This window comes from Corynebacterium hiratae (assembly GCF_009708045.1).
Classification (GTDB): Bacteria; Actinomycetota; Actinomycetes; order Mycobacteriales; family Mycobacteriaceae; genus Corynebacterium; species Corynebacterium hiratae.
Genome location: NZ_VIOG01000008.1, coordinates 13,501 through 33,870, shown reverse-complemented (window position 1 = coordinate 33,870; position 20,370 = coordinate 13,501). Strand labels below are relative to the sequence as shown.

Below are 20,370 nucleotides of genomic sequence, written 5' to 3'. Positions count from 1 at the left end.
AGAACCGTGCATATGTTACTACCTAGCGGCCGGTAGGCCGAGTTGAGGATCCGAGTAGGTTGGAGTGCATGACCAAGATTTCTGAGTTTGTGAACAATGACCGCGACACTATTTTCAACCAGCTCAAGGAGCTCGTCTCCTTCAATTCCGTCCACAACGAGCCGGGTCTAGAGGACCAGACCGCGAAGGCGGCGGAGTGGGTCCACGCCGCGCTTGTCGACGCCAACTTCACCCCCGAGGCCATCCCTACCGCTGATGGTTCCACGGCGATCGTCGCCAAGCGCCCCGGCAAGGAGGGCGCGAAGACGGTGCTGCTGTACTCGCACTACGACGTGGTTCCTGCCGGGAACCCCGACGCGTGGGAGTCTGATCCCTTCACCCTGACTGAGCGCGATGGCCGCTGGTACGGCCGCGGCGCCGCTGACTGCAAGGGCAACGTCGCCATGCACCTGGCGGCCCTGCGCGCGCTCGACGCCAACGGTGGAACCGACCTCAACCTCACCGTGCTTATTGAGGGCTCCGAGGAACGCGGCGGCGAGGGCCTGTCCGCACTCATCGAGGAGCGCCCTGAGCTCTTCGCGGCCGACGCCATCCTCATCGCCGATGCCGGCAACGCCAAGGTAGGTGTCCCGACGCTGACGACCTCCCTGCGCGGCGGCTCGCAGATCAACGTCAAGGTCTCCACCCTTCACTCGGCCGTGCACTCCGGCCAGTTCGGCGGCGCGGCTCCCGACGCCGTCAAGGCGCTCATGCGCACGCTAGATTCCCTGACGGATGAGTATGGCCGCACGACTATCGACGGCGTCGATTGCGAGGGCACCTGGCCGCTGGCCGAGGGCCAGGACACCGCCTACAGCGAGGAGAACTTCCGCGCTGATGCCCAGATGCTCGAGGGCACCGAGGTCATGGGCGCGCAGGACCCGGCCGGTGCCACCGCTATCGCGGATATGATTTGGGCCCGCCCGGCAGTGACCATCACCGGCTTTACTTCCACCCCGGTGGCCGAGGCCGTCAACGCTGTGCCCGCCACCGCAGAAGCCAACATCAACCTGCGCACCCCCGCCACCATGGATCCCCGCGCCACCGCGGAGGCCGTGGCCGAGCACCTGAAGAAGCACGTCCCGTGGGGCGCACACATCGAGGTCACCATCTTGGAGGCCAACCTGGGATTCGAGACCGACCCGGCAAAGCCCGCGGTGGCTCTGCTCGGCGAGTGCCTCGGCGAAGCCTTCGGCGGGGAGACCATCACCCAGGGCATGGGCGGATCCATCCCGCTGACCGTGGAGTTGCAGGAGAAGCACCCAAACGCGGAGATCGCACTCTTCGGCGTCGAGGAGCCGCAGTGCACCATCCACTCCGCTAACGAGTCGGTCGACCCGACCGAGATTGAAAAGATCGCCATCGCCGAGGCGCTCTTCCTGCAGCGCTTCGCCTAAGCGCACCGCAGCGCCGCCCCCGTGGCCCGGGCATCCCGGGCGGGCGGCGCAGTACCCCTCCAACCTGAGCCGCTAGCGACGTGGAAGAACGCCAACAGGAGACGCATATATAACTGCATGAAATGAAAAAGTGAAAATTGGGATTTCAGACTGTATCGTGAGCACTAGTAGACGCCCGCCAGTGCGGTGGGTTTAGCCCAGTCCCCCGACAAGGAAAGGACGCCACCGCAACCTCGTGCTCACTCTCTTTTGTGCCTTGGTTCTAACCACCATCGCCGCTCCCTTCCTGATTTTCTATCTCGGCCGCCGTTCCTTCGGCCTCTTGGCAATAGTGCCCGCGGTTGGGTTCTTCTGGGTGCTCCAACGGCTGACCGATGGCACGCTGCGCGACGGCAACCAGCTGGCCTATGACCTCAACTGGATGCCAGCAGCGCACCTCGATGTCAGCTTCCGCATGGATGCGCTTTCCGCGTTATTCAGCCTCATCATCTTGGGCGTAGGCGCGCTGGTCCTGCTCTATTGCTGGGGCTATTTCGACCACTCCCGGCGGCGCCTCGCCCTCTTCAGCAGCCAAATGGTGGGCTTTGCCACGGCCATGTATGGCCTGGTGATTTCCGATAATTTCCTGCTGCTCTACGTCTTTTGGGAAATCACCTCCCTGCTGTCTTTCCTCCTGGTGAGCTATTACGGCGAGCGAGCCTCGTCGCGTCGATCAGCGCAGCAGGCGCTCATGGTCACCGTCCTGGGCGGTCTCGCCATGCTGGTGGGTATTACCCTCCTCGGCCGCCAGACCGGCGCGTGGTCTTTCAGCAGTATCGCCGCCACCGAAGACCTCGCCAACACCCCCTACCTCACCGTGGCTATCGTGCTCATTCTCTGTGGTGCGCTCTCCAAGTCCGCCATCGCCCCAGCCCACTTCTGGCTGCCCGGTGCCATGGCCGCACCGACCCCGGTCTCGGCCTACCTGCACTCCGCGGCCATGGTCAAGGCCGGCATCTACCTCGTCGCACGCCTTGCCCCCTCGGTGCATGACATTCCCACTTGGCACCTCGTGGTCCTCCCCTTGGGTGCTTTCACCATGCTGCTCGGCGGCTGGATGGCGCTCAAGCAGCGTGACTTGAAGCTGGTTCTGGCGTATGGCACCGTCTCGCAGCTGGGCTTTATCACCACCATCATTGCCATCGGCTCCCGTGAGGCCATGCAGGCGGGACTGGCGCTGACCTTCGCGCACTCCCTCTTCAAGGCCGCGCTCTTCATGATCGTCGGCGCTATCGACCATTCGACGGGAACCAGGGACATCGACAAGCTTGCGGGCCTGGGCAAGAAGAATCCCGCGCTGTACGTCTTGGCCATCCTCCCCGCGATGTCCATGGCCGGTATCCCGCCCCTGCTGGGTTTCGTGTCCAAGGAAGCCACGCTCGAGGCCATCATGCACGAGGAACTACTCGTCGGCATGCCGCGCAACATGCTGCTCGTCACCGTCGTCGTCGGTTCCGCGCTGACGATGGCCTACGCGCTGCGCTTCTTGTGGGGAGCCTTCTCCTCCAAGGGCCAGGACGAGCCCTCTGAGGCGGTAGCAAACATGCACCACATCGGCCCCTTCCTGTGGATCCCACCGGCAGTGCTGACCCTGCTCACCATCTTCTTCGGTCTGCTGCCGCTGCCGCTCTCCCACGGCATCACGCAGCACTTGGACAACACCTTTGGGGCGCAGGACGCCTCCGAGCTCGCCCTGTGGCATGGCTGGACCATCCCGCTGCTGCTCTCCGTGATCATTATCGCTGCGGGTTCCCTCCTCCACTGGCAGCGCCAGGCGCTCACCAAGGCCCAATTCACCTACCCCGCATTGGGCTCTGCCGACGATGCTTACGACGCCATCATCAACGCCCTGCGCCAGCTCTCCCTGCGCATTACCGCCTCCACGCAGCGCGGTTCGCTGCAATACAACCTCACGGTCATCTTCGCCACGCTCATGGTGCTGCCCATCGTCATGCTCATCCGCGGCGATCTCACCAACGTGCGCATGATCGTGGCCGAAAACCCCTGGCAGGCCATCGCCGCGGTGATCATCATCATCGCCGCCGTGGCCGCCACGGTGCTGGATAACCGCCTCTCCGGGGTCATCCTGGTGGGCGTGACCGGCTACGCCTTGTCCTTCATCTTTGCGCTGCAGGGCGCTCCGGACTTGGCGCTGACGCAGCTCCTCGTGGAAACCATCATCATGGTGCTCTTCATGCTGGTGCTGCGCCGTATGCCGGCTAATACCGAGTGGAAGCAAGATCCCAAGACCGGCCGCCTGCGCGCCTGGCTCGCGGTAGGCGTTGGCCTCGCCGTCACCGTGGTGGGTATGTTTGCCATCAACGCTCGGCGCGAGGAGCCCATCTCGCAGTACATGCCGGAGCTGGCCAAGGAGATCGGCCACGGCGCCAACACGGTCAACGTCCTGCTCGTGGACCTGCGTGCGTGGGATACCTTCGGCGAGATCACGGTGCTCGTCATTGCCGCAACGGGTATTGCCTCGCTGATTTTCCGTACGCAGAGCTTCACCCGTGCCTCCCGCCGCCCGACCTTGAAGGTCACCGGCCGCCGCTGGCTGGCCGCGGGCGTGGAATCCGAAAAGGCGCTCAACCGCTCGCTCATGGTGGACGTGAGCACCCGCATCCTCTTCCCCTCGATGATGGTGCTGTCCCTGTACTTCTTCTTCGGTGGCCACAACGCCCCTGGCGGCGGTTTTGCCGGTGGCCTCGTCGCCGCTCTCGCGCTGATCCTGCGCTACCTGGCTGGCGGCCGCGAGGAGCTTGAAGAGGCGCTGCCTCTCGACGGCGGCCGCACCATGGCGGTAGGCCTGCTGTTCTCCCTCAGCGCCGTTATTACCCCGATGCTCTTGGGCTACCCGCCGCTGACCTCTGGGTACACGAAGGTAGGTATACCGCTCATCGGTGATGTGTCGCTGCCGTCCGCGCTGATTTTCGACGCCGGCGTCTACCTCATCGTCATTGGCCTCACGCTCTACGTGCTGTCCTCCTTGGGCGCGAAGCTCGATGAGGAAGAAGAGATGCGTAAGCAACGCGCCCGCGATCGCGCACGCTCTCTGGCGCGCCGCACACAAGCAAAAGAAGCCGCTACCACGGCAGAGAAAGGACACGCCTAATGGATGCCAATCTCATGCTCCTGCTCGCTGCGGGCGTGCTCTGCGGCGCCGGAGTCTACCTGTTGCTCGACCGCGCCATGACCAAAATGCTGCTCGGCATCTTGCTGCTGGGCAACGGCGCGAACCTCTTCATGCTCATGGCTGGCGGCCAGGCAGGCTCGCCGCCTATCGACGGCCGGAACTCTCTCCCCTACGGCGATCAGATCGCCGATCCGCTGGCCCAGGCGATGATCCTCACGGCCATCGTCATTTCGATGGCGCTGACCGGCTTCATCCTCACCTTGGCTTACCGCCAATACCGCTACCGCTCCGCGGACGTGATTGAGGACGACACCGAGGACGCTGCCATCGCGGCGATTGCCTCGCGCCCGGGCAATGCTTCAGCCGCCCCTGACCACGACGCGTCTAATGACCCGACCACCGGCCGCACCACCAAGGAAGGCGATAAGTTTGGCCCCGAGTTCTTCGAGGCTCCCGTGAAGGAGGCGACCGATGAGTGAGACCATCTCGCCCCTAGTGGATCTGTTGCTGCCGTATATCAGCTATCTGATCCCCCTGCCGATCATCATCCCGGCCTTGGCTGCTGCGCTGGCGATGCTCTTTGCGCGCAATACCAATGCGCAGCGCCGCATCGCTTTCTTCTCGCTGCTCACGCTCGCCGTGGTGAATGCCGCTCTGATTGCCATCGCGGATACCACCGGCATTCAAACCCTGCAGGTGGGCGGCTGGGACGCGCCGGTGGGCATCACGCTGGTGGCGGACCGTTTGTCCACGGTCATGCTCTTTACCTCCTCCATCGTCCTCTTCTCCGTCATGTGGTACGCGATCGCACAGGGCGTGCGCGACGGTACGAAGGACGAGCCAGTGGCGGCTTTCCTGCCCACCTACATGCTGCTGACCATGGGCGTGAACGTGTCCTTCCTGGCCGGTGACTTGTTCAACCTCTACGTGGGCTTCGAGATCTTCCTCGTGGCCTCCTACGTTCTGCTCACCCTCGGCGCCTCGCCGGCGCGCGTGCGGGCCGGCGTGGGCTACGTCATGGTCTCCATGGCCTCCTCGCTCATCTTCGTGCTGGCTTTGGCCTATGTCTACGCCACGGTGGGCACGATGAACATGGCCCAGATTGGCATCCGGATGGAGGATATCCCCGCCGGCACCCGCACCGCGGTGTTCTCCGTGCTGCTCATCGCCTTCGGAATTAAGGCGGCCGTCTTCCCGCTGGATGCCTGGCTGCCGGACTCCTACCCCACCGCCCCCTCGCTGGTCACCGCCGTCTTCGCGGGCCTGCTCACCAAGGTTGGTGTCTACGCCATCATCCGCACGCGCACCTCGATCTTTACTGATGGCGGGCTGGACGTCCTTCTCATGTGGGTCGCACTGGCTACGATGCTCGTGGGTATTTTGGGCGCTATCGCCCAATCGGATATCAAGCGATTGCTGTCCTTCACACTGGTCAGCCACATCGGCTATATGATCTTCGGCGTTGCCCTCGGAACCGCGCAGGGCCTGTCGGGCGCCATCTTCTACGCGGTGCACCACATTCTGGTGCAGACCGCGCTGTTCCTGGTGGTGGGCCTCATCGAGCGCCAAGCCGGCACCTCCTCGCTGCGGCGCTTGGGCTCGTTGATCTACACCGCGCCGCTCATCGCCATCTTGTACTTCATCCCGGCCATGAACCTGGGCGGTATCCCGCCCTTCTCCGGCTTCCTGGGCAAGATCATGCTGCTCCAAGCCGGTGCGAATGAAGGCTCCTGGCTGTCCTGGGTCCTCATCGGCGGCGCGGTGGTCACCTCCCTGCTGACCCTCTACGTCATGATCCTCGTGTGGGCCAAGGGATTCCTGCGCGACCGCGGCGATGCGCCCGAGGGCAACCTCGCCATGGTGCGGCCTTCCCCACTGGGAGAAGTCACCGAGTACGTCGAATTGGAGGAGCGCGATGACGTCGGCCGCGTGCCCTTTGGCATGCTGGCGTCGACCTCCCTGCTCGTCATCGCCTCGGTATCGATGTCCTTCCTGGCGGGCCCCATCTCTGGTGTCACCACCCGCGCGGCCACCTCGGCGCAGGATGACTCCATCTACCGCTATGCCGTCCTGGGTGACTCCGCCGAGGACCCGACGCGCCACTTAGATCCTGCTGAGCGCTACGAGGAGGGCGCGGATTCGCGAAAGAACCGGAGCCAGCCCCTCCCGGATCCGGAACCGGTGGCACCGACCACCAAGTCGTCGCCAAGCACGACGGCTACACTCCCCACGACCGTGGACGATGATGAAAAGGAGGTGTCGCGATGAGATTCTCCGGTATTAAGCACCGCTTCCGGCCGTGGTTCATGGTGTGGATCGTCGTCATGTGGTGCATGCTCATGGGCGAAGTTACCGTAGCGAACCTGGTGGGTGGCCTGCTCGTCAGCCTCTTCATCGTCTTTGCGCTGCCGCTGCCGGCCATGCCCGTGGCGGGGATTTCGGTGAGCTGGGGCAAACTGCTCGTCTTCATGGCGCAGTGGTTTGTGGAGCTGATGGAGGCCTCCATCATGGTCGGCTGGCTGGCGGTGCGCCCGCAGCCGGTGCCGAAGACGGCGATTGTGAAGCTGCCGATGCGAGTGGAGAACGAGTTCATTCTCTCGCTGGCGGTCAGCCTGTACAACCTGCAGCCCGGCGGCACGGTCTCCGATATCGACATTGCCAACCGCATGTTGACCATCCACCTGCTGAACGCCGATTCCGAAGAGGACCTGGAACGCGAAATCGCGGCCGTACGCAAGCTCGAGGCCGATATGATTGCCATCTTTGAAAGGAGCCACCCCTGATGGATACGGACCTGTATAACATCCTGCTCACCGTGGCCGCCGGCTTCCTCGTGGTGGCATTCCTCATCACCACGTGGCGCATCGTCATCGGCCCGAACTCGCTCGACCGGCTCATCGCTATGGACGGACTCGTGGCCATGTTCCAATGCGCCCTGGCCACCTATATCTGCTGGACGCTGGACACGACGGTCTCCAACGCGATGATCGTCGTGGCGCTCCTCGGCTTCATCTCCACGGTCTCTGTCACCCGATTTAGGAAGAGGGATTCATGAGTTACGCACTGATTGCCGATATCCTCTCCATCATCCTCATCCTCGTCGGCTCCATCCTCATCTTGGCGGCCGCGATTGGCGTGGCGCGCTTTAAGGACACGATGGCGCGCGTGCATGCCATCGCCAAACCACAGACCACAGGGCTCATCTTCACCATCGTGGGCGCGATCATCAAGGTGACGGGTTCGGAGAGCTTCAGCGTGGCTGAGCGCGGCGACTTGGGCATCTTGGTGCTGCTTGTCCTCTTCGCCATGATCACCAGCCCGGTGACCGCACAAAGAACCACGCGTATCGCTCGCCGCGAGGGTCTGTACGGCACGCCGGATTCGATGACACGCAACGAGAGCCCGGCCGCGCGTTCGATGCGCCGAAAGTAAGGACACGGTACCTTTCTGCCGGGAAATGAGGGGACAATAATATAGGCTGCAAAAGGCACTAATAGGTGGTCAGGCGAGGAGAGTCGACGTGAAGAAGTTGCAAGGCGTACCAACGATGTGTGCTGTCCTCGCACTGGGCATCGCAGTGATGGTGTACAAGATCATCCAGTTCGATGGCCACAAGGCCTTCACCTTCATCCTCCCCTTCGACCTCGCCATCTACCGCATGGCTGGCGAAGATCTCAACGCCGGTGGCCTGCTCTACGACGCCCCCTATATCTTTGAATTCCCCTTCACTTACCCACCCTTTGCGGGCCTGCTGTTCAAAGTCTTGCCGTTCTTTAGCAAGGACGCGCTGACCATTATCTGGCCTTCGCTCATGTTCTTGGCAGTGCTGGCCATCATCGTCATGATCTTCCGCGAGCGGGCGTGAAGATGACCCCGGCGGCCGTCCTCATCGCGGTGCTGCTTACCGCGCTGACCCCGGCGAATGAGACGATGCACGGGTCGCTGTACTACGGGCAGGTCAACGTCTTCCTCATGTTGCTCGTGGCCTTTGACTTCCTGCCTATCAAGCGCCGCCTGCCGGGCGTGGGCATTGGCCTGGCGGCCGGAATCAAGCTGACCCCGGCCTACATGGGCCTGGCCCTGCTCTTTGAGAAGCGCTGGTGGGCTGCCGCGGGTGCGGTGATTACCTTCCTCGTCACGGTGGTGCTCGGATTCCTCTTCGTGCCTGATGCGATGGTGTTCTGGACCGATGCCATGTTCAACTCCTCGCGTGTGGGCGAGCATGCCAACCCCGGGGCGAAGTCGCTGCGCTCGCTCATGTTCCGCGAGCTCGGCATCGACGGTGGCATCTGGTGGATCCTGGCGGTCATCGTGGTCTTCGCGCTGACCTGCCTGGCGCTGCGCACCGCCTACCTGCGCGGCAACCGCTCGGCAGCGTTCGCGCTGACGGGCCTGAGCACCTGCTTGGTCTCCCCCTTCTCGTGGTACCACCACTTCGTGTGGACCATCCCCTTCATCGTCATGGTCTTCGTCTCGGTTAACCAGGCGGTGAGCTCGCGTGTGTCCGGCAAGGGCGGTGAGCAGCTCGCGGGGCTTGCCTCCGTGGCGGCCTTGTTCGTGCTTTCGCTGCCCTTCATGTCAGTGCCCGTGTGGTTCACCATGTCCTCGGCCAACCTCGACGCAATCGAATCCTTCCAGCCGTGGGCAACCTCGCTGTGGACGCTGTCCTGCCTGGCCTTCATCGTGGTCTACGCCGTGTGGGGCTTCATTGCGCCGCGCAAGCGCGCGGTGGCGGAGAGCTAGCTAGGGGGACGTTTCGATCAATTAAGCCCCTGAAAACCCCGGCGGGCCTTAATTGATCGTTCGGTACTTACGCCAGCCGCTCCATCTCATCCGCGGTGGCCTCAACCACCTTCTGCCAGCTGCCGGTCTCCTGGTACAAGCGGCGCTGGCGCTCATAACCCGCCCCGCCATCGATGATCTCCTGCACTAGCTGCAGCTCCCGGGCGCAGCCCAGCTCTTCCGAGAGCGGAGCCAGCTCCACCAAGAGATCCGCCAGCTCATCCTTGATCCAGCGTTCATCGGTCTCGCGCGAGGTGATGACCAGCGCGTCCATGCCATAGCGCGCGCCGCGCCACTTGTTCTCCGCCACGTGCCACGGCTGCAGCGTGGGCAGCGTTTCGCCGGCGTCGATCATGCGGTCATAGTGCACCACGAGGCAGTGTGTCAGCGCCACGATGGCGGAGAGCTCGCGGAGGTTGGAGGCGGCGTCGGAAATCCGCACCTCCACCGTGCCCCACTTGGAGGCCGGGCGGACGTCGAAGTGCATCGAGCCCGTGTGGTTGATGACGCCCGAAATGGCCTGGTCCCGCATGTAGGACTTCCACTGCTCCCAGTTCTCAAACTGGTAGGGCATGCCCGCGGTAGGCAGCTGCTGGTAGAGTATCGTACGGTTGGAGGCATAGCCGGTATCGAGCCCCTCCCACCCCGGCGAGCAGGCGGAAATAGCCAGCAGATGAGGGTACTTCGTCATCAGCGCATTAATGATGGGCCACACGCGGTCCTCGTGGCTGATGCCGACGTGCACGTGCGTGCCCCACAGCAGCATCTGCTGCCCCCAATACTGGGTGCGGTTGATGATTTCGGAGTAACTCTCCTTGTTGGAGACGGGGTTTTGCCGGAAGTCCGTGAAGGGGTGCCCGCCCGAGGCCCACAGGCGCACGCCCAAGGGGTCGGCCGCCTCACGCACGGCGCTGAGCGACGCCCGCAGGTCCCCCATCGCCTCCGGCACCGTCCGGCACACCCCGGTTACCAGCTCCACCGTGTTTTGGAGGAATTCCTTTTCCAGGTGGATGTCGGGATGAGCAGCGCGCACGCGGTCGATGAGTTCAGCGCCGCGTGGCACGAGATCCCAGGTCGCTGGATCAACGAGGGCAACTTCCCACTCAACACCCAGCGTGGGCTCGGGCGAGCGGGCGAAGTTCTCTTCCGGAATATTCACCCATTCATCCTATCCGTCGGGCGGATGAATTTAATAAGATTTTATTCCCTAGGCTTGAGGAACCGCGAGGACAACCACGACGGCATCGCCCTTGGTGTAGTCCCCGGTCAGCTCGGCCGGGTACGGGGCAATCGCTTCCGCCGGCACGTTAGCACCGTAGTACTGGGCGGCAACTTCCTTGGCGAGGCTCTCGGCGGCCGCATCGCCCTCTGGGAAGTAGACGGTGGTCTTCGGAGCGACGAGGACATCACCGCTGATATTGCCCACCTCAGCGATGTGGAAGTGTTGGGACTTCAGGCGCTCGGCCTCATCGGCAGCGAAGTTGGCGCGACCGGAGTTGTTGTAGACGTTGACGGGGATCTCCGCCTGGGCACGGTCGGGGCTACCTGCGGCAGCGCCCTCCTCAGCGTTGTCGTCGCGGGCAGCGTCACGCTCGGCTTCAGCATCGCCGTCTGCGCCAGCCTCGGCGTCAGCACCGGCAGCATCCGACTCCTCGCGGTTCTTGTCCGCCGCTCCTTCCGCGCCACCGGCGGCAGCAGCGTCGCCCTCGGCGCCGCCAGTCGCGGGGCCGGACACGACAGCATCGTTGCCTGCCGGCGCGTTCTGCGCGGTGTCCTCGGAATCATCAGAGGTCATGGCATAGAGCGCCCACATGCCGAGCATGACGGCAACGGCGATGAGCACCATGGCGAGCCCGCGCAGGGGGAGCTTGCTCGCAGGAGCGGCAGCGGCGGCCGGGGCGGCAGCCGCGTCAGAATCGGCGGCGTGGCGCGCGTGGTCAGCGGACGAGGCAGAGTTTTCCGGATTCACATTAGTCACATTGGCAACTTTAGTATCTGATTCGCTCAGTCTGGGGCATTATCGCGTGCGGCGCGCCGGACGTCGTCGCGGACGTCGCGAAGCCGGCGCAGACGGGTGACCAACAGCGGGTAGGAGGCGTGCGCTGCGGGGTCATCCAGGAGCACGTTGAGGCGCTGGTGATAGCGCACCGGAGTGATGTCCAGCTGCGTGCGGATGGCCTCCTCCTTGGCGCCGATATCGCGCGGGGCGTGGGACTCGAACTCCAAAATCGCGGCGTCTAGGTCTGACAGGGAGTGCATGCTTAGACTGTATGCCATGACTATTCGTCCCATCGTTATCCACGGCGACCCGGTCCTCCACAATCCCACCGAGCCGGTCACCGAAGCCATCGACTCTCCTGAGCTACAGGAGCTCATCGCGGACATGCACGAAACCATGGACGCCGCGCACGGAGTTGGGCTGGCCGCTAACCAGATCGGCGTGAACAAGCGCCTCTTTGTCTACCATTGCCCCGACACCGACGGTCCCAATGGCACCGAGCTTCCCGACGGCGGCATGCGCCGCGGCTGCGTTATCAACCCGGTGCTGGAAACCTCCGAGATCCCGGAGACCATGCCGGCTGACGACGGCTCCGAGGACGAGGGCTGCCTCTCCGTCCCCGGCGAGGGTTTCCCCACCGGCCGCGCCGACTGGGCCCGCGTGACCGGCAAGAACGAGAAGGGCGAGGACATCTCCATCGAGGGCTACGGCTTCTTCGCGCGCATGCTGCAGCACGAAACCGGCCACCTCGACGGCTTCGTCTACACCGACGTGCTCACCGGCCGCTACAAGCGCCAGGCCAAGAAGGTCATCAAGCGCAACGGGTGGACCGAGGCCGGGCTTACCTGGCTGCCGGGCGAGGACGAGGACCCCTTCGGGCACGACGACTAATGTCCCGCATCTTCCGATCCGATGACGTCTCCGTGGGCGAGCGCGTCGTGGCCCGGCGCGATTTCGACGGCGTGTACAGCGATGTCATCGGCCACGTGCTCAGCCTGGATCCACTGCTCATCCGGCCGCAAGAGGTCGGCGGCTACCCGTCTTCGCTCGACGCGGTGGAGATTCCGCCGGAGCAGCTCAAGATTATTAAGCGCCTCTCCCCGCGCACGGTGCGCAACTCCGATATCCGCGCCGTCGAGGTGGCCACCGCCGCGGCTTTCCCGGGCAAGGAGCACACGTGGACCTCCGATGGGCAGTGGCTCATGCGCGCGGGCGATGGCGTGACGGGCCGCTCCAATTCGGCGGTGCCGCTCGGCCCTTCCGCGGGTTTCCTCCCGGTGCCGATGGAAGAGATCGAAGCGTTTTATGCCCGTCACGATCTGCCCGTGTGCCTGGCCATTCCGGAGCGCATCGGTGCCTCCGCGGAGAAGCTGCTGGCGGCCGAACCCGAAGCCTGGGAGCTCGAACCGGAGATCCTCGTGATGGTGCGCGATTTGGCAGATCTCCCTGCCCCGGGGGATGTCAGCTTCCGTATCGACAAGCAGCCCGATTCCGAGTGGCTCGACCTCTACCACTTCCGCGGCCAGGCGCTCCCGCCGCTGGCGCTGGAGTACCTGCGCAGCCGCATCGACGGAACGATGGGCTTTGGGCGCCTGCTCGCCCCGACGGGTGAGACCATCGCGATTACGCGGGGCACGCTGACCGAATCCGGTGACGGCACCGTGTGGCTGGGCTATTCCGCCGTGGAGGTCGCCGAAGGTTGGCGCCGCAAGGGACTGGGAACCGCGCTGGGCGCGCACATGCTGGCCTGGGGCAAGTCCCAGGGTGCGGAGAAGGCCTACCTGCAGGTCGTGGCAGGAAACACGGCTGGGATCCGGCTCTATGAGAAGCTCGGGTTCCTCGAGCAGCACCGCCACCGTTACGCCCGTCGCCTGCCTCAAGTACCCTAAACCACATGCGCATCGCTACCTGGAACATCAACTCCGTCCGCACCCGCGCCCAGCGCGCGGTGGACTTGCTGGCCAAACACGACATCGACGTGCTCTGCCTGCAAGAAACCAAGGTGGCGGATGCGAAGTTCCCCCGCGAGCCTTTCGAGGAGGCCGGCTACCACGTCACCTGCCACGGCCTGAACCAGTGGAATGGCGTGGCCATCCTATCCAAGGAAGAACCGGAGGAGGTCCAGACCTTCTTCCCTGCTCAGCCGGGTTTCCACAAGGACCCCGCCAAGGAGCAAAAGCGCGAGGCCCGGGCGGTCTCAGCCCGCATCCGCGGGATTGAGATTTGGTCCCTCTATGTTCCCAATGGCCGTGAGATTACGGACCGGCACTTTGATTACAAGCTGGACTTTCTCTACTCCTTGGCACGCTATGTGGAAACCCGCGTGCAGTCGAAACTACTGCTCACGGGCGATTTCAACATTGCTCCGCGGGATGAGGACGTCTGGGACATCTCTCTTTTCCGCGGCAAGACGCACGTTACCGAGCCCGAGCGCGCGGCTTTTCAAATGCTGGAGGAGGCCGGGCTGCAGGAGGTCACGCGCCGTTTCACCGAAGAAGAGCGCTGGACCTACTTTGATTACAAGTCCCTGCGCTTCCAGAAGAACGAGGGCATGCGCATCGACTTCCAGCTAGCCAGCGAGCCACTAGCGCGTCTCGTCCAGGGCGCCCAGGTGGACATGGTGGAGCGCGCCGGTGACAAGACTTCCGACCACGTGCCGCTGATCGCAGATTTCGATGTCCCCGATTTCGCGTCGGTGCGCTAGCCTGCCATGAACGTGAACGTCGATCTCTCCGTCTGGCAGCTCGTGCTGCTGGTTATTGACTATGGCATCAAGATCATCGCCATCGGCGTGGTCCCCGAGGGCCGCCGCCCCTCCAGCTCTACCGCCTGGCTGCTGGCCATTCTTGTGCTTCCCATCGTGGGGCTGCCGCTGTTCTTGCTCATGGGTTCGCCCTACATCAACCGCCGCCGCCACCGCATTCAGCAAGAAGCCAATGCGCTGCTAAACGACGTCACCGCCTCCACCCCCAACCATCCCTCCGGGCGGCTTTCCCCGGAGGTGGAATCCCTCATCCAGCTCAACCGCAACCTCACCGGGCACCCGGCCCTCATCGGGCACAACAAGGGCCTCCACGCCTCCTATGAGGAGGCCATCTTGGCGATGGCGCGGGCCGTGGACCGGGCTGAGAAATACGTGCTCATTGAGATCTACATCCAGTCTTGGGATGAGGTGACCGATGTTTTCTTCCAGTCCTTGGCGCGCGCCCGCGAGCGCGGCGTGGAGGTCAAACTGCTGCTGGACCAGATCGGTAGCCTGAAGTACAAGGGCTACTTCACGCTGGGCAAGCGCCTCACCGAGATTGACGTCGACTGGCGGCTCATGCTTCCGCTGCAGCTGCATAAGGGACGTTTCCGCCGCCCGGATCTGCGTAATCACCGCAAGATCGTGGTTATTGATGGTCATACTGGCTTCTTGGGCTCGATGAACATGATCAAGCGTGAATACAAGACCAAGGACCGCGCATGGATCGACTACATGGTCGAGATGACCGGACCGGTGGTCACTTCGCTCGCCGCGGTGTTCGCGGTGGATTGGTATCTGGAATCAGAGGAGCAGCTGTCCTTGGACATGCAGCCCTATGACGACGCCATGACGGCGGACTCCAACCACCTTCAGCTGGTGCCCTCCGGCCCCGGCTACACCACGGAACCCAACCTGCGCATGTTCAATTCGGTGGTGCACCACGCCAAGGAAAAGCTCATTCTCTGCTCGCCCTACTTCATTCCGGATGAGTCCCTCTTGGAGGCGGTGACCACCGCCTGCTACCGCGACGTCGAGGTGGAGCTCCTGGTATCCGCGAAGGCGGACCAGTTCATGGTGCACCACGCGCAGTCCTCCTACTACCAGGCACTCTTGGAGGCGGGAGTGCGGATCTTCCAATTCCCCGAGCCCTTCGTGCTGCACTCCAAGTTCATCCTGGCGGACCCGGGCCTGCCGGAGCGCGAACCGCTGTGTATGTTCGGGTCTTCCAACATGGATATGCGTTCCTTCGGCCTCAACTATGAATCGACCATGCTGGTGGCCAAGGGCGACCTCATCGAGGATTTCACCCAGCTGGCCACCAACTACAAGAAGGTCTGCCACGAGCTCACCCTCGAAGAGTGGAACGAGCGCGGCGTGCTGCGCCGCTACGTGGACAACGTCATGCGCCTGACTTCAGCGCTGCAGTAGGAGCACGCCCGCGAGCTCGATGTGCCTCGCCCTTGATTGGGCATGACCTATCCAGAATATGCACCCAGCGCCGCATCGTACGTCCACACTTCTGCGGTAATTCCGGTGGCGCGCTTATACAGCTCGCGCTCAGTCAGAATACAAAGGTCGCCGCCACCAACCTGCTGAGTCATCATATCCACCATTGATAGACCCGCACGGTGCCTTGAGACGAGCTCGGTGATGAACTCCTTGTTCCACTGAAAGCCATGCAGGATCCATGGGGCTTGTTGATGGGCGGTCAGCTCTAGCATCTGGGAAAATTTTTCCGCAATATTGCGCCTCACGTCGCCCTGCGGAAGCTGCGCAATGTGATTTCCGGTTTCAATCACCGCGGTAATCGGCAGGATGAACTTCGCGTTCTCACTTTGGCGTTCCGCAAAATCGATTTTGGCTTGTTCTTTAGCTTGGCATTTGTGAGGAATCGCAAGCAGGTTATCCAGCACAGAGGTATCGATGAAGTAAACGCGCATCAGCCGATCCCAAAAAGCCGATTCATGTTCTCGAAACTAATCTGCGTTTCGGTGTCATCGACTAATTCACCAGCGGTGACCGCAGCACCCAAGCTGTGCTTGGAAATGGATTCCACGAAATCCGGTAACTCCACCAAAGGCGAGAGCTCGCTTTGCCCGGTTCTGCTATCCCGGTAGCACACTGCTACCTGACCGTTTTTCTCCCCAGAAATCTGGTCCAAGATGGCAGGACTGTGGGTCGTGACAAGAACCTGCGAGTCATGTTTGCGTGCGGATTCGCTAAGCATCTGCATAACTCTTTGCGCCTGCGAAGGGTGGAGCCCGTTTTCCATTTCTTCGACGACAATTTGAGCTACTGGGTTCTCTACGTCATCACCAAGTTCAAGTGGCTGTTCGATATCCAAGTCCTTGGGCGCAGTTTTAAGCGCCGTTGCAATTGCGAGGAATCGGAGGAGGCCATCGCTCATTTCACGAGCAGGCGTTCTTTCTTGCTTTCCATCTTCGAAGTGTTCCACGAGGGTCAGCATGACTTCGTCCAACGGCGAGTCAATAAAGTCCAGTGTGGAATCCACTCCAGTCACGTGAGCGGCCAGCTGCCCTAGCTCTTGGAAAGTCTTGGGGGAATCCTTGTGCAACTGCCACAGCACCGCCGAGAGGTTCTCACCGCTACGCTTCAGCTGCGTGCTCTTCTTTGGGACGTAATCCCGCATGAGGCTGGGGACTGGATCGAGGTGAAACACTGATCGAAGCGCCATGGACACAATCGACGCCCCCTTCAACACCGAATTCTCCGCGCGGTTCTTTCCCGCAAGCACCGCTTTAATCTGTCCCAAAATAAGGCGAGAGTCACGCAAGAGTGTGGTGGGGTTTGCCCCACGCTTTCCGCTAAAAATTAACGTGTAGATCCCAGCTCGGTTGTCTGCTGCCGGCTGGGTCTTAAACAACTCTGCATCGCTAGTGCGGGTGCCGCTCTTTACGGAATATCCGGTACCCACGAGGCTTTCTTTGACAACACGCAACTCCGGATACACCTGAACCTCGACGTCATAGCGGTACGTATCTGTCCCAGATTCAACGGTACAGCCCAGTTCAAAGCTCTCGGTGCCATGCGGGGCGCAACCACGAGAGCCACCTCGGATCGGGCCGGTTTGGGTCATGCGCCCATCAAGTGCGTCTCCTAGTTCTGCCCCCGATGCCAAGCGGGACAAAACCTCCAGCCCATCCAAAGCATTCGACTTTCCAGAACTGTTTAGGCCAGTCAGAAAAGTGACTGGATGCAGAGTCAATACAGCATCTTGGAAGGACTTGAACTTGCTCAGGCGAAGCTCAGCGAGACGTGGGGTAGCCATGCGGCCAATAATACGCATGAACGCTCTCTGCGTTGTGCACATCTGTTGAACTTCACGCAGCTCCACGAGCCAGCCGCGTGGATACCACGAGGCCGCACAGCGAGATGAAGCTGCAGCACACCATGCCGATGGCCATGGTCAACGCGGCGTTCGAGCCCCAGCCCATGAGCGGGCTGATGGCGCTGGCCAACATGGACTGGCCAAAGCCCATGATGGCGGACACGCTGCCCGCCCGCGGGCGCATCAACCCCGTGGCCAACGCCGTGGCGTTGCCCATGATGAAGCCGGTCGGTGCCACGCAAGCAAAAAGCACAATGAGGCAGACCCACACCGGGGCGCCGAGCACCACCGATAGCAACAAGAGCACCCCGCATGCGAAGACGCCAGTCACGCCGGTGCGCAGCATGACCGCCGGGGAGACCGAATCCATCGCGCGCGAGTTAATCAACGTGGCCGCGAAGAGGCCCACGGAGTTGATGCCGAAGACCATCGAATAGCCCAACGGTGAGAATCCCCACTGGTCCTGCACCACAAACGCCGAGGCGGAGATGTAGCAAAACATCGAACAGAAGCCGAAGGCCATGGTCACCAGGTAGCCCCAGACCCGGGCGTTAGTCAGCACCGCCCAGTAATTGCCCGCCACCGTGCGCAGCAACCCATCGCGAGAGCGGCCGCCCGCAGTTTCCGGGACGATAGCGATGGCCAGGACCAACTGCACCGCATGCAGCCCGGCAAGCACCCAAAAAATGCCGCGCCAGCCCAGCGGCTCCGCCAGGATGCCGCCCAGTACCGGGGCTACCGCAGGAGCGATACCTTGGAGCGCCATGAGCAGTGAATAGGCTTTCGCCGCCGCGGCACCATGCACGAGGTCCGGGACCACCGCGCGGGAGAGCACCACGCACGCACCGCCGCCGAGGCCCTGCAGCACGCGGGCCACGACGAGCACCGAGGCCGTCGGGGCCATCGCCGCTAACACGGAAGCCAGCAGAGCGAGAAAGGCGCCGGCGACAAGGAGGCGCTTGCGCCCGATGGCATCAGACAGCGGGCCCATGACGAGTTGGCCCATGCCCATGCCGACGAAGAAGCCCGAAATGGTCAACTGCACCATGGCCCGGGTGGTGCCCAGATCGGCGACGATCTCCGGCATCACCGGCAAGTACATATCAGTAGCGAAGGGCGCTGTTGCGGACAACAGCGCCAACGTCGCCAGAAGCGGAAAAGGGATCACGCGTCGCGCTGCTCCAGCACGATAACGCCCAGGATCCACAGCACACCAGCCCAGCCGAAGAAGACGAGGGCCTCAAAGCCAATCGAGCTCCACGGGGCGTTCTCATCCACGTAGTCCAACGCCCAGTTCTGGAAGGCGGTAAACGGCATGAAGTGGATGACCTTGTCTCCCACCACCGGGAGCAGGCGCACCAAGTTTTCCAGACCCATGTACAAGATGAGAGAAATCGCCACCGTGCCGGCGGTCTGCCGCAGCAGCAGACCCAGACCCTGCACGAAGAGCACCGCGCCAAAGGCCGCGATGGGGAAGGCCCACAGCATGTGCTTGCCGTCGTCGCTGGAGAAAGGCTGGAAGGCCTCCGCCGCGGATTCGTTTGCCGTGAGATCCGCCAACACGAAGATGTACACCAAGCCTAAGAAGGCAATGACAGCCGCAATCACGCCATACACCACAAGCTTGGCGCAGGCTACGCTCCAGCGATTCGGGTTGGCCAAGAACGTGAGGGATTGCGTCTTGTAGCGGTACTCCGTGGTCACCATCATCGCGCCCTGGATCATCATGATCGGCACGCCCATGAGCAGGAGAATGGAGGCCAAGCTCCGCGGCTGCAGCGGGCTAATACCCAGCACCGCCTCCCCCGCGTTGAGCGAGTTCAGCAGCGTCCAGCCGGTCACGATGAGGAAGATGAGCGCCGTGGTCCACCAGAAGGACTTCGTCGTGCGCAGCTTCGTCCACTCCGCGTGAACAGTGTTGAAAAACATTAGAGCTGGGCCCCTTTCTGCGGTGCCTCCGCTTGGTACTGCACCGCGCGATCCGTCATGGCCACATAAGCCTCCTCCAGTGAGGCGCGGTGGAGGGTCAATTCCGTCAGCGGCACTCCCGTGGAATAGGCCAGCTTGCCCACGTAGTCTGTGGTCTGGTGAGGGATCACCAGCGTCGGGCGCTGTTCTTCATCGACCGACTCGCGGAAGGTCACTCCAGCCTCCTTGAGCGCCGAGCCGAACTCGCGCAGGTGCTCCGAACGCACCACAACCGAAGCACTGGAGTTTTCCTTCACAAAGTCATAGGTGCGCTGATTGGCCAAGAGCCTGCCGCGGCCAATGACGACTAGGTGGTCCGCCGTCTGCGCCATCTCCGCCAGCAGGTGGGAGGAGATGAGCACCGTGCGGCCTTCTGCCGCCAGCGCCCGCACGAGCGAGCGCACCCAGCGAATACCTTCCGGATCGAGGCCATTGACCGGCTCGTCCAGGATCAGCACGCCCGGATCCCCCAGCAGTGCGGCAGCCAGGCCGAGGCGCTGACCCATACCGAGGGAGAAGCCGCCGGCCTTCTTGCCAGCGACATCAGCCAGCCCCACTAGGCCCAGAACCTCATCGACGCGGGAGGTGGGAATACCGTTAGCCTGCGCCATCCACAGCAGGTGGTTGGCGGCGGTGCGGTTGGCGTGGACCGCTTTGGCGTCGAGAAGCGCGCCCACCTCGCGCAGCGGGTTCTTCAGCTCGCGGTAGGGCTTGCCGTGCACCAGGGCGGTGCCAGCGGTGGGCTTGTCCAAGCCCAGGATCATGCGCATCGTCGTTGATTTTCCAGCGCCGTTGGGCCCCAGAAAGCCGGTCACTTGGCCCGGCTCTACTTGAAAGGTGAGGTCATCGACGGCGCGGACAGACTTGTACTGTTTGGTCAGTCCGGCTACTTCAATCATGCTCTACAGAGTGCCACAG

21 protein-coding genes are annotated in these 20,370 nt (G+C 62.8%); 13 read left to right on the top strand and 8 right to left on the bottom strand.

Going from position 1 to position 20,370, the window contains the following annotated elements; translation table 11 throughout:
• Positions 1–68 precede the first annotated feature (68 nt).
• From FME68_RS08120 to FME68_RS08085, 9 genes are all read left to right on the top strand, one after another.
• Entirely contained in the window at positions 69–1,436 is a 1,368-nt protein-coding gene (locus FME68_RS08120) for a dipeptidase (RefSeq protein ID WP_070680044.1), read from the top strand.
• A gap of 235 nt (positions 1,437–1,671) precedes the next feature.
• Entirely contained in the window at positions 1,672–4,587 is a 2,916-nt protein-coding gene (locus FME68_RS08115) for a Na+/H+ antiporter subunit A (RefSeq protein WP_328287783.1), read from the top strand.
• Positions 4,587–5,087, top strand: a complete 501-nt coding sequence (locus FME68_RS08110) for a Na(+)/H(+) antiporter subunit C (protein WP_144013605.1) — start codon at positions 4,587–4,589, stop codon at positions 5,085–5,087. The genes FME68_RS08115 and FME68_RS08110 overlap by 1 nt, the downstream gene beginning before the upstream one ends.
• On the top strand, positions 5,080–6,876 hold the full coding sequence (locus FME68_RS08105; RefSeq protein ID WP_158397155.1) for a Na+/H+ antiporter subunit D: 1,797 nt from the start codon (positions 5,080–5,082) through the stop codon (positions 6,874–6,876). The genes FME68_RS08110 and FME68_RS08105 overlap by 8 nt, the downstream gene beginning before the upstream one ends.
• The gene (locus FME68_RS08100; RefSeq protein WP_158397152.1) at positions 6,873–7,391 is read left to right on the top strand and encodes a Na+/H+ antiporter subunit E; all 519 of its coding nucleotides are present in this window, start codon (positions 6,873–6,875) and stop codon (positions 7,389–7,391) included. Before FME68_RS08105 ends, FME68_RS08100 begins: the two co-directional genes overlap by 4 nt.
• Positions 7,391–7,663: a monovalent cation/H+ antiporter complex subunit F gene (locus FME68_RS08095; RefSeq protein ID WP_046647179.1), complete on the top strand. Its 273-nt coding sequence runs from the start codon at positions 7,391–7,393 to the stop codon at positions 7,661–7,663. The genes FME68_RS08100 and FME68_RS08095 overlap by 1 nt, the downstream gene beginning before the upstream one ends.
• Complete coding sequence (locus tag FME68_RS08090) at positions 7,660–8,040, top strand: monovalent cation/H(+) antiporter subunit G (protein ID WP_158397150.1); 381 nt, start codon at positions 7,660–7,662, stop codon at positions 8,038–8,040. The genes FME68_RS08095 and FME68_RS08090 overlap by 4 nt, the downstream gene beginning before the upstream one ends.
• 88 nt (positions 8,041–8,128) lie before the next feature.
• Positions 8,129–8,473 carry a glycosyltransferase family protein gene (locus FME68_RS13255; RefSeq protein WP_230308937.1) on the top strand — a complete coding sequence of 115 codons (345 nt, stop codon included), beginning with the start codon at positions 8,129–8,131 and terminating at the stop codon, positions 8,471–8,473.
• Positions 8,474–8,475: 2 nt separating this feature from the next.
• The gene (locus FME68_RS08085) at positions 8,476–9,351 is read left to right on the top strand and encodes a glycosyltransferase 87 family protein (RefSeq protein ID WP_230308945.1); all 876 of its coding nucleotides are present in this window, start codon (positions 8,476–8,478) and stop codon (positions 9,349–9,351) included.
• 67 nt (positions 9,352–9,418) lie between these two features.
• On the opposite strand, the gene FME68_RS08080 is transcribed toward FME68_RS08085, so the two are convergent.
• Genes FME68_RS08080 through FME68_RS08070 form a run of 3 tightly spaced genes read right to left on the bottom strand, consistent with a single transcriptional unit; the run spans position 9,419 to position 11,649 of the window.
• Positions 9,419–10,549 (bottom strand): glutamate--cysteine ligase, encoded by a 1,131-nt coding sequence (locus FME68_RS08080; RefSeq protein ID WP_328287782.1) that lies wholly within the window; start codon positions 10,547–10,549, stop codon positions 9,419–9,421.
• Positions 10,550–10,597: 48 nt separating this feature from the next.
• The gene (locus FME68_RS08075) at positions 10,598–11,368 is read right to left on the bottom strand and encodes a LytR C-terminal domain-containing protein (RefSeq protein WP_328287781.1); all 771 of its coding nucleotides are present in this window, start codon (positions 11,366–11,368) and stop codon (positions 10,598–10,600) included.
• A gap of 26 nt (positions 11,369–11,394) precedes the next feature.
• Positions 11,395–11,649, bottom strand: coding sequence for a DUF3263 domain-containing protein (locus tag FME68_RS08070; protein WP_070511158.1), 255 nt, complete (start codon positions 11,647–11,649; stop codon positions 11,395–11,397).
• Between the two features lie 16 nt (positions 11,650–11,665).
• Here FME68_RS08070 and FME68_RS08065 point away from each other — a divergent pair, with 16 nt between their 5' ends.
• Genes FME68_RS08065 through FME68_RS08050 form a run of 4 tightly spaced genes read left to right on the top strand, consistent with a single transcriptional unit; the run spans position 11,666 to position 15,563 of the window.
• Entirely contained in the window at positions 11,666–12,280 is a 615-nt protein-coding gene (locus FME68_RS08065) for a peptide deformylase (protein WP_070516170.1), read from the top strand.
• Entirely contained in the window at positions 12,280–13,278 is a 999-nt protein-coding gene (locus FME68_RS08060; protein WP_158397139.1) for an N-acetylglutamate synthase, CG3035 family, read from the top strand. The genes FME68_RS08065 and FME68_RS08060 overlap by 1 nt, the downstream gene beginning before the upstream one ends.
• Before the next feature lie 5 nt (positions 13,279–13,283).
• Positions 13,284–14,093: an exodeoxyribonuclease III gene (locus tag FME68_RS08055; protein WP_158397136.1), complete on the top strand. Its 810-nt coding sequence runs from the start codon at positions 13,284–13,286 to the stop codon at positions 14,091–14,093.
• A gap of 6 nt (positions 14,094–14,099) precedes the next feature.
• Complete coding sequence (locus tag FME68_RS08050; RefSeq protein ID WP_049154686.1) at positions 14,100–15,563, top strand: phospholipase D-like domain-containing protein; 1,464 nt, start codon at positions 14,100–14,102, stop codon at positions 15,561–15,563.
• Positions 15,564–15,610: 47 nt separating this feature from the next.
• Here FME68_RS08050 and FME68_RS08045 read toward each other — a convergent pair whose 3' ends face one another.
• From FME68_RS08045 to FME68_RS08025, 5 genes are read right to left on the bottom strand one after another with little or no spacing between them, the layout of a single operon-like run.
• Positions 15,611–16,075 carry a hypothetical protein gene (locus FME68_RS08045; RefSeq protein ID WP_158397133.1) on the bottom strand — a complete coding sequence of 155 codons (465 nt, stop codon included), beginning with the start codon at positions 16,073–16,075 and terminating at the stop codon, positions 15,611–15,613.
• Positions 16,075–17,424, bottom strand: coding sequence for an AAA family ATPase (locus FME68_RS08040; RefSeq protein ID WP_195914095.1), 1,350 nt, complete (start codon positions 17,422–17,424; stop codon positions 16,075–16,077). The genes FME68_RS08045 and FME68_RS08040 overlap by 1 nt, the downstream gene beginning before the upstream one ends.
• Positions 17,425–17,476: 52 nt before the next feature.
• Positions 17,477–18,652 (bottom strand): multidrug effflux MFS transporter, encoded by a 1,176-nt coding sequence (locus FME68_RS08035; protein ID WP_328287780.1) that lies wholly within the window; start codon positions 18,650–18,652, stop codon positions 17,477–17,479.
• Positions 18,649–19,413: an ABC transporter permease gene (locus tag FME68_RS08030; protein ID WP_046647168.1), complete on the bottom strand. Its 765-nt coding sequence runs from the start codon at positions 19,411–19,413 to the stop codon at positions 18,649–18,651. The genes FME68_RS08035 and FME68_RS08030 overlap by 4 nt, the downstream gene beginning before the upstream one ends.
• Positions 19,413–20,351 carry an ABC transporter ATP-binding protein gene (locus FME68_RS08025; protein ID WP_070516158.1) on the bottom strand — a complete coding sequence of 313 codons (939 nt, stop codon included), beginning with the start codon at positions 20,349–20,351 and terminating at the stop codon, positions 19,413–19,415. Before FME68_RS08025 ends, FME68_RS08030 begins: the two co-directional genes overlap by 1 nt.
• Positions 20,352–20,370: the final 19 nt, after the last annotated feature.